The following is a 12,541-nucleotide window of genomic DNA, read 5'->3' as shown; positions in this document are numbered from 1 at the left end:
CAACCGATCTGTGTGAATAGTTTATACCCTCCGCTAAAAGAAGGGAAAGTTAATTGGTTTTTAAAGAATTGCAAGGGACGCGGAGGTCTTGTGCCTAATCATCAAAGTCAATCCTATAAGCGCATAAATACTCAAAACAACTAACGATACGATATTAACTGAAACGGCTATGTCCTTAGATTTCATGAACAGTGTTAATATAGAAAGCCCTATACCTGCACCTAAAAAATACGATGTTGTACCAATGCTAGATCCAAGACCATAATGCGCTTTAGGAATGCCTTGTACAGAGAGTACCGATAGGGCGGTGTAGCTCAATGTCATCCCTAGTCCGGTAACAAAGGTGGCCGATAGCAGTACCAGAACCAGCGAATGATTAAACAGCACGCTACTGGTTAAAAACAATCCGCCAATAAGCATACACAGCATTCCGGCTATGCCCAGTTGCGAAACCGTAAGCCTTTTGGTTAATACAGGTATCCCTAATTTTGCCACAACGGCCGAGAGTAAACTAAACGGAACCAACAACAATCCAGACTTTGCAGCACTTAAATTCATATCCTTTTGCAGAATCAGTGAAACCATAAACAGGAAACCTGTAAAAAATGCCCCTAAAAGAATAAACACCAAATTGGCCGTAACAACAGAACTGGAATTAAATATAGACAAGTCTATTAGCGGTTCCGAGAGCCTTGTAAGTCTGTTGTATAATACCTTAACACAGATTAGAATGGCAACAGCTAGGAAAAGCAGCAATGCCGAGTGGCTTTGAAACTCGCCAATGGTATGCACCGCGTAACTGATCATTAACAGCGTTGCGGCTAGCAATAAACCCGAAATAACATCGGGTGCTCTTTTGTTCTTTTCTGCTACATCGGCCTCCAGGTAAAAATAAGCAATAATAACTACCAGGAATAGGATAGGTACGTTGATCAGGAAAACCCAGTGCCATCCCCATAGGGTGCTAATGATGCCTCCAAAAGAAAGTCCGCTTCCAGATCCTATGGCGGCAAAAGAACTGAAAATACCAATTGCCTTGCTTCGCTCTTTTTCTTCTGTGAAATTATGGATGACTATGGATAGGGACGAGGGCATGATCAACGCGGCTGCTAAACCTTGTATGGCCCTAAAAACAGCTAGCATTTCGAATGACGTGGATAAACCGGCACCCAACGAGGTGATTAGAAACAGCACAGAGCCGATCATAAATACCTTCTTTTTACCTACTACATCTGATAGTTTACCGCCAATAATCAGAAACCCTCCGTAAAGCAATACGTACAAGGTTTGCAGCCATTGCACCTGATCGTTGCCAACTCTAAACTGGGCTTGTATAGATGGTATGGTGAGGTTGATGATGGCAATATCCAGGGCTTCTACAAAAATGGCCATAGAAGCAATCATCAGAATGATATTCTTTTTTGAAAACATAAGTTAGCTCGTTGTCCTGTCAAAAGTAGAAATAATGATTTTCTGATTGAAGAGATAAAAAATAATAAGAACAATTATGTTGATATTTGTATTTTTATAGAACAAGTGCGTTTTAAGTGCTTCAAAAGATGTCGAAAACAGAACAACAGAAATTACCCGAAATTAGTTTAGATGGCAAAGACCATGAAATACTAAAACTAATAGAATCGAATAGCAAACTTACTGTGAGGGAAATTGCTTCGCAAATTCATTTAAGTCCCACGCCAACACATGATAGAATTAAGCGCTTAGAGAAAAGTGGTGTAATTAAGCAGTATTCTGCGGTGTTAGATAAGCGTTTGGTTGGCAAAAGAATGATTGTGCTGTGTATGGTTACTTTAAGAGAGCACAACAAAAAAGCCGGGGCTATTTTTGTGAATGCCATACAGGGGTTTAAAGAGGTTATTGAATGTTATAATATTTCTGGTGATTTTGACTTTATGCTCAAAATTGTAGCCGAGGATATGGAAAGTTATCATACGTTTTTTGTAGATAAGTTAACGGAAGTGCCGGGAATTGGACAGACTAAGAGCGTGTTTGTAATGGATGTGATTAAGGAAACGCATAATTTGATGTAGGAAGGATGACGAGTGCGTTTAATCCTCGACCTCTAACGTGTAATACGATACCTTGTTAAACAATTCCTCTGGTAAAAATGGTTTTATAATGTAATCATCAATACCTGCTTCTTTTATCTGATCTTGTATTTCGGCAGCCAGGTTTGCGGTAAGGGCTATTATCGGTATTTTAACTCCAGATTTGCGCATCTTTTTTGCAGCCTCATATCCATCCAGAATAGGCATTTGTAAATCCATAAGCACCAGCTGATGTTTGGCGCCATCAAATTTGTGAAGCGCCTCAAATCCGTTTAAAGCCACATCAATTGATGCTCCCCAACCCTCAAGGTATCGCTGTGCAACAAGAACATTCATCGGGTTATCTTCTACTAAAAGTATATGTATCCCCTCAAAAGGTTTAGATTTTTCTTTAATGGCTTCAGAGTTATAATTGATTCCGTTTCTTTTTCCGGCCTTTTCAAAAGTTTGCTCAAAATAGAAGGTAGAACCCTTGCCTTCAACACTTTTTACATTAAGCGTAGAATCTTGCAGTTCAAGAATCTTTTTTGATATTGCCAATCCAAGTCCGGTGCCGCTTGGACCTTTAAATCCAGACGCATTAACTTGCATAAACCGTTCGAAGATAATAGCCAGTTTCTCTTTGGATATGCCGATTCCTGTATCTTTAACCTCCACAGCAATGGTAATTGAAGTTTTATTTTGAGATTCTACAGTTATGGTAACATTTACAGAACCCTTGTCTGTAAACTTAATGGCATTATGCACCAGGTTGGTAATTACCTGAGTAGTTCTGGTTGGGTCGCCCATTACCTTGCTTTGCATTTCTTTATCTATCGATAAATTAAGGGCTATACTTTTGTCTTGCGCTGCCATTTCAAGACCCTTAACAATATAACCTACAATAGAGGCAATATCCATTTCAACGCGCTCAATAGAGATTTTACCCGATTCAATTTTATTGTAGTCCAGAATATCGTTTACAATGGCCAACAGATTATTTGCCGAAAAGCGCAATACATCCAATTGCTCTACCTGATCTTCGCGCGGGTTACTTTTTAACAGTAAATGGCTCATCCCAATCACAGCATTTAATGGCGTCCTAATCTCGTGGCTCATATTGCTCAGGAATTCGCTTTTAGCACTTAGCCCTTCTTCGGCCTGCGCTTTGGCTTGTTTTAAAGCAAAAGAAACCCTGTGCGATAATGCCAGCGACTGAAGGAAAAAGAAGGTGATATAGCACAGGAAGCTGGCCAGTTGGTAAGGAGGGATAAGTAACCAGTAATGAAGCAGAGATATGGCAAATGCCGGGATCAGGGCAAAAGAACTCAATAAAGTGTATAGTGCGCCGGTTCTGTTTCTTCTGTATGCTTTTATATATATGTATGGAACATACAGCAGGCAGAATAACATTACAGCTAAAAACGGATTTATTAATTGGGTAAAATAAACTGCCGGCAAACATATTACCGCTAAACTAAATAAACCGCATATGCCACATATTATTTTAGGTATGGGCATGTTAATGTCTTTAGGAAATAGATAAAGCGTGTAAAGCGCGAACAGTCCTATACCTATAAATAAGGAAAGATACTCTAACCTGATGGTTAGATGCCAGCTTAGGTTCGGGATGATATTATGCAGTACATAAGTGTCTGTACCAATAGTTCTGTAGCAATAGACTATAGAAAAGATGGCAAAAAACAGGATGGCCTTGTCGTTTTTTCCTWGCAGATACAATCCCATAAAGAAAAGGCCGCCCATGATTAAACATCCGGTAAGTATAAGATTTATGGAGGCCGATTGCCGTTCCTTCAGTATCAATTGGTCTCTGTTTCCAATTTGCAGGGGTTTTTTAATGCCTCCTTTGCTATGGTCGAAATTGGAGATTTGCAGTAAAAGATTTAGTGTATCTATGTTGGCAGGTATGGCTACTGTACGGTTTTCCCAATAAGGCATAGAACTTTCTTTATTGGTGCCAACTTTTCCATTGGCTGCTTCTAGTTTACCATTTATATATAGCCTGTAAGCTGAGTAGGTTTCTGGAATGGCCAGTAATAATGTACTTTTATTGTGTGGTAGTAGTAGGGTTGCTTTGTAGGTAGCGTAGCCAAATCCTTTCCATACATATGGGAAATTTACGAGTTTACCACCTTTGGCAGACACGTTTTGAGGCTCTAAAAGCTGATTCCAGTAAAACTCCCACTGCTTGCCTAGTTCTACAATTTTATGAAAAGATTGGGTACGCAGGTCGATTACAGCTTTTGAGTTGACAAACTGAGGAACGCCAGCGCCAGCAGCTTTTTGACAGCTAATTAAAAGTATTACCAGGAATAGGAGATAAGGCTTTCTAACCCACATTTGAACGTTACTGCAAAATAATCAGCTAAATATACAAGTTTGTATGTTATCTTTCTATTTGATTTGTTACCTTATTTACAGGATTGTATTATATATATTTATCCTTTAACTTAAAACTAACCAGATAAGAATCTATAAATGGTAAACAAAACAGGGGCGGCAGTGCTGTATCCTTCGGGTTGTATATTGGGCGAAAGCCCCATGTGGCACAATGAGCGACAGAGTTGCTTTTGGGTTGATATTGAGGGTTGTACGATTTATGAATACAGTTTTCCCGATAAAAGCTGTCGCCAATATGAATTATCTAAACGCGTTTCTTTAGTAGTTAAAGGCAGTATTGCCGATGAACTTATTGTGGGTTTGCAAGGCGGTGTAGCCAGGTTTAACCTGCTTACTGAAACTTTAACCATGCTTACAACGGAACTTAATGCCGATTGGAAAAGCTACCGCTGCAATGATGGTGGTTGTGATAATATGGGCCGGTTATGGATAAGCACAACTGACTTAAAACATAAAAAAGATGCGGGTGCACTTTATTGCGTTGATAAGAACTTGCAGGTTAGCGAAAAGCTGGGTAAGCTTTCTATTTCGAACGGTATAGCTTGGACTGCCGACAATAAGCGGCTCTATCATACCGATAGTGTTACAGGTGCAATTAAGTCGTACCTCTACGATGAGCGTACCGGTGATCTGGAATTTGAGTGTATTGCGGTGCAGATTTCTTTGGAGAAGGGTGTGCCCGATGGGATTGCTTTGGATGCCGAAGGTAAACTTTGGATAGCGTTATGGGGTGGATATGGTGTTGGCAGGTTTGATGTAGATTCTGGTGAAATGTTGGGTTTTATTGATGTTCCTGCTCCTAATGTAAGCAGCTGTGCTTTTGTTGGAGATGCGCTGGACCAGATGATCATTACTACTGCAAAAAAAGGAATGACAGAAAATGACCTTAAGGGATTTCCCGAAAGTGGTCATATATTTATAGTAGAGCCGGGCGTAACAGGTGCTACGGTTTTTAATTGTGTGTTATAATAAAATAGATATGGAAAAGAAGCTTCGTAGTCAGCAATGGTTTGGTAAAAAAGGTAAGGATGGGTTTATTTACAGGGCCTGGATGAAAAACCAGGGCATTCCGGCTGATGAGTTTCAGGGTAAACCTGTTATTGGAATTTGCAATACCTGGTCGGAATTAACACCATGTAATGCCCACTTTAGGGAGCTTGCCGAATCTGTAAAAAGAGGGGTAATTGAAGCAGGCGGTTTCCCGGTTGAATTTCCGGTAATGTCTTTAGGCGAAACCTTGATTAAACCTACGGCCATGCTTTACCGGAACCTGGTAAGTATGGATGTGGAAGAGTCCATCAGGGCAAACCCAATTGATGGTGTGGTGTTGATGTGCGGATGCGATAAAACTACTCCGGCACTGGTTATGGGTGCTTGCAGTGTAGATATTCCATCTATTGTGGTTTCTGGTGGTGCAATGCTTACGGGTAAATTTCAGGGTAAAAATATAGGTACCAGTGATATTTGGAGGTTCTCTGAAAGTGTAAGATCCGGAATCATGTCGGAAGAGGAATTGAACCTGGCAGAAGCCGGAATGTGCAGGAGCAGAGGGCATTGTGCAGTTATGGGCACTGCATCTTCTATGGCTTGTATGGTTGAATCGCTTGGGCTTTCGTTGCCTGGCAATGCGGCTATTCCGGCTGCTGATTCTTCAAGAAAGGTACTTGCCCAGTTCTCGGGCCGCAGGATTGTAGATATGGTTAGGGAAGATTTGAAACCATCTGATGTTCTGGTGCGTAAAGCTTTTGAAAACGCGATAAAGGTAAATGCTGCCATTGGTGGCTCTACCAATTTTGTGATACACCTGTTGGCCATTGCAGGCAGGGTGGGGATAGATTTAACCATTGATGATTTTGATAAATACTCTGCAGGGATACCGCTAATCGCTAATCTGCAGCCTTCAGGCGAGCATTTTATGGAAGATCTGTATTATGCCGGTGGTTTACCTGCCGTAATGAAAGAAATGCAAGGCTTTTTGAATGCCGAATGTATTACGGTAAACGGCAGAAATATTGGTCAGAATCTGGAAACGGCGCAAACTTTGAATCAGGAGGTGATTGCATCTGTAGAAAGTCCTTTTAAACTGGATTCTGGTGTAGCGGTGTTAAAGGGCAATCTTTGCCCGGAGGGTGCTATCATTAAGCCCTCGGCAGCTAATGCGCGTTTAATGCAGCATAGAGGCAAGGCTGTGGTATTTGAAAACATTGAAGATTATAAGCTTAGAATTGATGATCCGGAGCTGGTAGTTGATGCAGATAGTGTATTGGTATTGAAAAATACAGGCCCTAAAGGTTATCCTGGCATGCCAGAGGTGGGTAATATGGGTTTACCTAAAAAGATGCTTGATTTAGGGGTTACAGATATGGTACGCGTATCTGATGGCCGTATGAGTGGAACCGGATTCGGTACTGTGGTACTGCATGTTTCGCCAGAAACTGCCGAAAACGGAACCATCGCATTGGTTAAGGATGGGGATATGATTGAACTGGATGTAGCAGGGAGAAGGTTAAGCTTATTGGTGTCTGATGAGGAATTGGATCAGAGAAGGGCTTTACTTGCTGATCCTGTTAATCAGTTTAAAAGGGGCTATGCAAGGTTGTATGTAGAACATGTTGAACAGGCACATTTAGGTGCCGATTTTGATTTTTTAAAGGGTAACTCAGGTAGTGAAGTATTACGCGATTCACATTAATATATAAACAGACGAAAGACTAATATGATGACTTCAACAGCATTTGAAAACAAGACGGTAATTGTAACTGGTGCCGGACAGGGCATTGGTTTTGAAATATGTAAACAACTGGCAGCTAGAGGCGCTACAGTTTTATTGAATGATATAGATGAGGTGCTGGCCAATGGCGCAGTACAAGCAATTAAAGATGCGGGTGGAAATTGTATTGCCTGTGCAGGTGATTCTGGTGATAAGGATTTTATACAAAGTATGGTTGATCTGGCTGTAAAAACATCCGGCAGTCTGGATGTTGTGATTGCCAACGCAGGGATTACTTTATTTGGCGATTTCTTTACTTACCCTCAGGATTCTTTGTATAAAGTTTTACATACAAACCTTGGTGGTACGTTCTTTTTGGCCCAGGCCGCGGCCAATCAAATGAGAACTCAGGCTAAAGGTGGTTCTTTGTTGTTTACCTCATCGGTTACGGCACATCAGGCACATAAAGATCTGGCAGCCTACGGAATGACTAAAGCTGCTCTTGAAATGCTGGCCAAGAACCTGGTGCTGGAGCTTTCTCCTTTTAAGATCAATGTAAATACGATAGCGCCGGGTGCTACACTTACAGAGCGTACCATGGATGATCCGAATTATGAGGCTGTATGGTCTAGAATTACGCCAATGGGTAGTCCTGCTAAAACGATAGATATTGCCAATGCGGCTTTGTTTCTGGTGTCGGATGGGGCAAAACACATCACAGGACAAAGTTTGGTGATTGATGGTGGTTGGAGTGCAATTAGTCCTTCGCCAAATGAATAGGTTGCTGAAATTTATATTTGTTTTGCCTTTGGTGCTGCTGTTTTGCGGATCAGCTTTGGCCATAAAACCTAAGGTTTTTTGCTTTTACTACAATTGGTACCAGACCAAGGCTTTTGATGGAGCAGATCAGCATTGGTCGCATTGGAGTAATGGCAATCCTACTGGGTACCCGGGTGGTGATAACATAGGCGCTAATTTTTTTCCATCATTAGGTAATTACAGCACAAATGATCCTGTTTTGGTGGCTAAGCACATGAAAATGATTGCTAAAGCAGGTATTAATGCTGTTTTTTTAACCTGGTGGGGTAAGGATCATTTTACAGCAAAGAGCATTCCGGTGATATTAGATGAGGCTAAAAAGGCTGGTGTTAAGGTTGGTTTTCAAATTGAGCCGTATGGAAATAGATCTCCCTTAACGGTTAAGGCTGATGTGAAGTATCTAATTGATACTTATGGCAAGCACCCGGCTTTTTACTATTCTGAACAGAAGAAACCGCTTTTCTTTGTTTATGATTCGTATTTGAGTAAGGCCGCTGAATGGTCGGATGTATTATCGCCAGCTGGAAGTTCAACCATTAGAAAAACGTTATATGATGCTGATTTTATGGGTCTTTGGGTGAATGATAATGAGCATCAGTTCTTTAAAGATTCGGGATTTGACGGTTTCTATACCTACTTTGTTTCGAAGGTGTTCCGTTATGGCTCTAACCCAAATAACTGGGCTAAGATGCAGGAATGGGCGGTTCAAAACAACAAGATATTCATCCCCTGTGTAGGGCCTGGTTATATAGATGAGCGCATCCGCCCGGAGAATAGTGCCAATACGCAAAGCAGGGACAATGGGACGTATTATGATGATTACTGGAAAAAAGCAATTTCCGTGAAAAGCCCGTATGTGGCCATTACTTCTTTTAACGAATGGCATGAGGGTACACAGATTGAACCGGCAAAACCACTGAGTATTACTGGTTTTACTTACTTGGATTATAGCCCGCTGGCAAATGATTACTACATCACCAGAACCAGATATTGGACCGACCGTTTCTTAAAAAAATAATCTTTTAGGATGAAAAAATATACTTCATTATTGTTAGCAGGATTTGTTTTAGTAACCGGTGTTAGTGTAGGGCAGGATAAGCTCAGCAGGGCAAAATCTGAAACGATTGGTGGGTTTATTGGCGAAAGGCTGTCTAATTCTTACAAGAACAGGGTTTTACTTCAGGATGCAGATGCCTTAATTGAACCGTTTAAGCATAGAAACGAGACCAGTTTATGGCAAAGTGAGTTTTGGGGAAAATGGTTTACTTCGGCAGTTCTTGCCTATAAATATAAACCAACACCTGAACTAAAGCAAAAGCTGGATGTCGCTGTTGGTGGTTTAATTGCTACGCAAAGTGCTGATGGCTATATTGGTAATTATGCTGAAGAAAGCAGATTAAAGCAGTGGGACATTTGGGGACGAAAGTATTGTATGCTGGGGCTGCTTGACTATTATAGTCTAACCGGTGATAAAAAGAGTCTTAAAGCAGCCAAGGCTGTTGCTGATAATTTGATAGATGATATTAAGAAAGCCGACGGTATAATTGTGACTAAGGGGAATTACCGGGGTATGGCTGCATCATCTGTATTGGAGCCTATTTGCTTGTTATATACGCAAACAAAGGATAAGAAATATCTTGATTTTGCAGAAGAGATTGTTCGCCAATGGGAAACACCTGAGGGGCCACAGTTAATTTCCAAGGCCGATGTTGATGTGTCTAAACGCTTTCCTAAACCTGAAAACTGGTATTCTTTTGAACAGGGGCAAAAGGCATACGAAATGATGTCGTGCTACGAAGGTTTATTGGAATTGTACAGGCTAACGGGCAAACAGACATATAAAACTGCGGTTGAGAAGACCTGGCAAAACGTTCGCGATAAAGAGATCAATATGGCAGGATCAGGTGCATCGGCCGAAATGTGGTTTGGTGGCAAGGCTTTACAGGCTGATCCCATCTTTCATTATCAGGAAACGTGCGTTACAGTAACCTGGATAAAGCTTTGTCATCAGCTTTTTAGGCTTACCGGCGAAGCAAAATATGCCGATGCAGTGGAACAGAGTTATTATAACGCTTTGTTGGGCTCTACCAGTCACGATGGTTTTCATTGGGCAAAATATACGCCTTTAAATGGATTGCGATTACCCGGAAACGGGCAGTGTGGTATGGATCTTAATTGTTGTGTGGCAAGCGGCCCAAGGGGTTTGTTTAACCTTCCGGCTCATGTGGTGATGAAAGCTGCAGATGGCTTATTTGTAAATTATTTTATTAAAGGGAGTTATGCTTTGGTTACTCCAACTGGTAAAAATGTAAGTGTAGTTCAGCATACAGATTATCCGGCTACGGGTAAGATTGGAATTAGTGTAAAACTTTCAAAGCCTGAGGACTTTAGCATTAATATTCGCATACCTGAATGGAGCAAGAAGAATGTGTTAATGGTAAACGGTGTTGCAGTTGAGGCAGCTGGTGGGCAGTTTGCTACCTTAAAACGAACCTGGAAAGATGGCGACGAAATAGCTTTAGAACTGGATATGAGAGGCAGGGTTGAATTTATTGGAGACAAGTCTCAATATGCTGCTGTGATGCGTGGCCCTATATTGCTTGCCCGCGATGAGGCATTAAAAGGGGCTAATATGGGATCGATTGTTAACCTTGCAGGTAAGACCGGATATGTTGATTTGGTTTCCGTACCTCATACTTCTGAAAATGTGTGGTTACAATTCAGTCTTAAGTTTTCTCCGGAATCATATAAAGAGCAGGGAGATGAGCCTGTAACTGTTGATTTATGCGATTATGCCTCGGCCGGGAATGGCAAAGAAGCAACTTATTTTAAAGCCTGGTTTCCTCAGTTGATTGATCCTAAAAAGGATCACTAAATTTTTATACTTCACATGAACAGATTAAGAACGATACTACTATTTTTTGGCATTGGCATTCCATCGCTGTTATCAGCTCAGGATTTTTATACTCAGGAGCAGCGTGATAAATGGATGGCTAAAGCAGAAACGAATAAGCCTAAACTGACTGAGCAGGAAAAAAAGCCTGTGCAATTGGTTAAACTAGAGGCTGATGATAAGGCTTTTCAAGGTTGGAAGGCTACTCCTGCAGGTTCGGTTGACCAGCTTTATCAGCAAGCTTTTAAAAAACAGTCTGGTGTAGTTATTGATTTTGGCGAGCATTTAACCGGTTATTATACATTTACCATGAAGGAAAGTGCTAATGTATTGGATGGTCCATTACGTTTTAAAATGACATTTGCAGAGGTGCCGGGTGAACTTGCCACACCTTTTGATCCGTACACAGGAGGTTTGACCAGGGCATGGCTGCAGGACGAAATCATTACTGTAATGGAATTGCCTGCTACAATTACTATTCCACGACGTATGGCCTTTAGATACCTTAAAATTGATCTTTTAGCAGGCTCCGGTAACTTTGATTTTAAGATAACGGATATGAGTTTTAAAGCTGTTACGGCGGTTACAAATGTACCTGTTCAATTGGCGGCAAATACAGATCCAATGATTAAAAAGGTTGATGCTGTTGGCCAGGCTACGCTAAAAGAATGTATGCAAACGGTTTATGAAGATGGCCCGAAACGCGACAGGAGATTATGGATAGGGGATTTGTATCTGGAATCGTTAGCTAACAATTATTCTTTTAAAGATCATGAGCTTACCAAGCGTTGTCTGTATTTAATTGCAGGATTGAGTCGTACAGATGGGTACTTAAATGCTAATGCATTTGAAAACCCTAAGCCCCATGCGCAGGCAGGTGCGCCATTTTTGTTTGAATATTCGCTATTGTTTAATGCCGCATTGAAGGAATATTTTATTGCCACTAAAGACAGTGAGTTTGTGCTTGATTTATGGCCTGTAGCCAAAAGGCAAATGGACAACATTAGCAAGCATCTGGATGATAACGGGCTGTTTAACGTTAATGCGGCTCAAAAGGACGGTTGGTGGATCTTTGTGGATTGGAGAGATGGGCTGGATAAACAGGCTTCTTTGCAGGGAATAATGATTTTTACCATGAAAGAGACATTGACGCTGGCTAAATTATTGGGTAAGGATAAGGAGGTTTCGCAATTAAATGGCTTAATTGACAAAATGACCAAGGCGGCTAAAACAAGACTTTATGATAAGAAGACAGGGCTTTTTGTAAGTGGAGCTTCTAAGCAGGTTTCTTACGCCTCGCAGGCATGGATGATAATGAGTGGAGTAGCTAGTAAGGCTGAAGCTCAGAAGGCTATGAAAGCTATTGCGGGTTATGATAATGTGGTAAAGCCGGGCACGCCTTATCTGTATCATTATTATATTGAGGCTTTGATTAAATGTGGGTTAACACAAGAAGCCAAAGCCTCTGTTATAGATTATTGGGGTGGAATGGTAAATAAGGGCGCTGATACTTTTTGGGAGGCTTATGATCCTGATAATGACAAGCTTTCTCCTTATAACTTTTTTCCGATAAATAGCTATTGTCATGCCTGGAGCTGTACGCCTGTTTACTTTATCAGAAAGCATCCGGAGATTTTTCAGGGCCCTTAATTC

Annotated in this window: 9 protein-coding genes; 7 read left to right on the top strand and 2 right to left on the bottom strand. The window is 41.1% G+C overall.

From position 1 onward, the window contains the following. Window positions 1-60: 60 nt before the first annotated feature. On the bottom strand, window positions 61-1,431 hold the full coding sequence (locus AC1DDX_RS08050) for an MFS transporter (protein WP_337716033.1): 1,371 nt from the start codon (window positions 1,429-1,431) through the stop codon (window positions 61-63). Window positions 1,432-1,559: 128 nt separating this feature from the next. Between AC1DDX_RS08050 and AC1DDX_RS08045 the strand changes: the two genes are divergently transcribed. Continuing rightward, the gene (locus AC1DDX_RS08045; protein ID WP_172662705.1) at window positions 1,560-2,048 is read left to right on the top strand and encodes an Lrp/AsnC family transcriptional regulator; all 489 of its coding nucleotides are present in this window, start codon (window positions 1,560-1,562) and stop codon (window positions 2,046-2,048) included. A gap of 18 nt (window positions 2,049-2,066) precedes the next feature. Here the strand turns inward: AC1DDX_RS08045 and AC1DDX_RS08040 are convergent, their stop codons facing one another. Next, entirely contained in the window at window positions 2,067-4,406 is a 2,340-nt protein-coding gene (locus AC1DDX_RS08040) for an ATP-binding protein (protein WP_477621935.1), read from the bottom strand. A 138-nt stretch (window positions 4,407-4,544) separates the two neighbouring features. Here AC1DDX_RS08040 and AC1DDX_RS08035 point away from each other — a divergent pair, with 138 nt between their 5' ends. The 6 genes from AC1DDX_RS08035 to AC1DDX_RS08010 are packed head-to-tail and all read left to right on the top strand — an operon-like array spanning window position 4,545 to window position 12,538. Further along, window positions 4,545-5,435, top strand: coding sequence for an SMP-30/gluconolactonase/LRE family protein (locus AC1DDX_RS08035; protein WP_337716035.1), 891 nt, complete (start codon window positions 4,545-4,547; stop codon window positions 5,433-5,435). A gap of 10 nt (window positions 5,436-5,445) precedes the next feature. Next, entirely contained in the window at window positions 5,446-7,158 is a 1,713-nt protein-coding gene (locus tag AC1DDX_RS08030; protein WP_337716037.1) for an IlvD/Edd family dehydratase, read from the top strand. Window positions 7,159-7,182: 24 nt separating this feature from the next. Further along, window positions 7,183-7,956, top strand: coding sequence for an SDR family NAD(P)-dependent oxidoreductase (locus AC1DDX_RS08025; RefSeq protein ID WP_216854466.1), 774 nt, complete (start codon window positions 7,183-7,185; stop codon window positions 7,954-7,956). Continuing rightward, window positions 7,949-9,013 carry a glycoside hydrolase family 99 protein gene (locus AC1DDX_RS08020; RefSeq protein WP_172662709.1) on the top strand — a complete coding sequence of 355 codons (1,065 nt, stop codon included), beginning with the start codon at window positions 7,949-7,951 and terminating at the stop codon, window positions 9,011-9,013. Before AC1DDX_RS08025 ends, AC1DDX_RS08020 begins: the two co-directional genes overlap by 8 nt. Before the next feature lie 9 nt (window positions 9,014-9,022). Then, window positions 9,023-10,870 (top strand): glycoside hydrolase family 127 protein, encoded by a 1,848-nt coding sequence (locus tag AC1DDX_RS08015; protein WP_337716041.1) that lies wholly within the window; start codon window positions 9,023-9,025, stop codon window positions 10,868-10,870. Window positions 10,871-10,885: 15 nt separating this feature from the next. Further along, window positions 10,886-12,538 carry an alpha-L-rhamnosidase-related protein gene (locus AC1DDX_RS08010; RefSeq protein ID WP_337716043.1) on the top strand — a complete coding sequence of 551 codons (1,653 nt, stop codon included), beginning with the start codon at window positions 10,886-10,888 and terminating at the stop codon, window positions 12,536-12,538. The last annotated feature ends 3 nt before the right edge of the window (window positions 12,539-12,541 follow it).

The organism is Pedobacter sp. 10L46_2 (assembly GCF_056395165.1).
The sequence above is the reverse complement of the archived record's forward strand: the minus strand, read 5'-3'. Positions and strand labels throughout refer to the sequence as shown.

Bases quoted from the DNA above. Each gene is read 5' to 3' on its own strand.
- AC1DDX_RS08050 (WP_337716033.1), bottom strand. From the start codon at position 1,431: ATGTTTTCAAAAAAGAATATCATTCTGATGATTGCTTCTATGGCCATT.
- AC1DDX_RS08045 (WP_172662705.1), top strand. From the start codon at position 1,560: ATGTCGAAAACAGAACAACAGAAATTACCCGAAATTAGTTTAGATGGC.
- AC1DDX_RS08035 (WP_337716035.1), top strand. From the start codon at position 4,545: ATGGTAAACAAAACAGGGGCGGCAGTGCTGTATCCTTCGGGTTGTATA.
- AC1DDX_RS08030 (WP_337716037.1), top strand. From the start codon at position 5,446: ATGGAAAAGAAGCTTCGTAGTCAGCAATGGTTTGGTAAAAAAGGTAAG.
- AC1DDX_RS08025 (WP_216854466.1), top strand. From the start codon at position 7,183: ATGATGACTTCAACAGCATTTGAAAACAAGACGGTAATTGTAACTGGT.
- AC1DDX_RS08020 (WP_172662709.1), top strand. From the start codon at position 7,949: ATGAATAGGTTGCTGAAATTTATATTTGTTTTGCCTTTGGTGCTGCTG.
- AC1DDX_RS08015 (WP_337716041.1), top strand. From the start codon at position 9,023: ATGAAAAAATATACTTCATTATTGTTAGCAGGATTTGTTTTAGTAACC.
- AC1DDX_RS08010 (WP_337716043.1), top strand. From the start codon at position 10,886: ATGAACAGATTAAGAACGATACTACTATTTTTTGGCATTGGCATTCCA.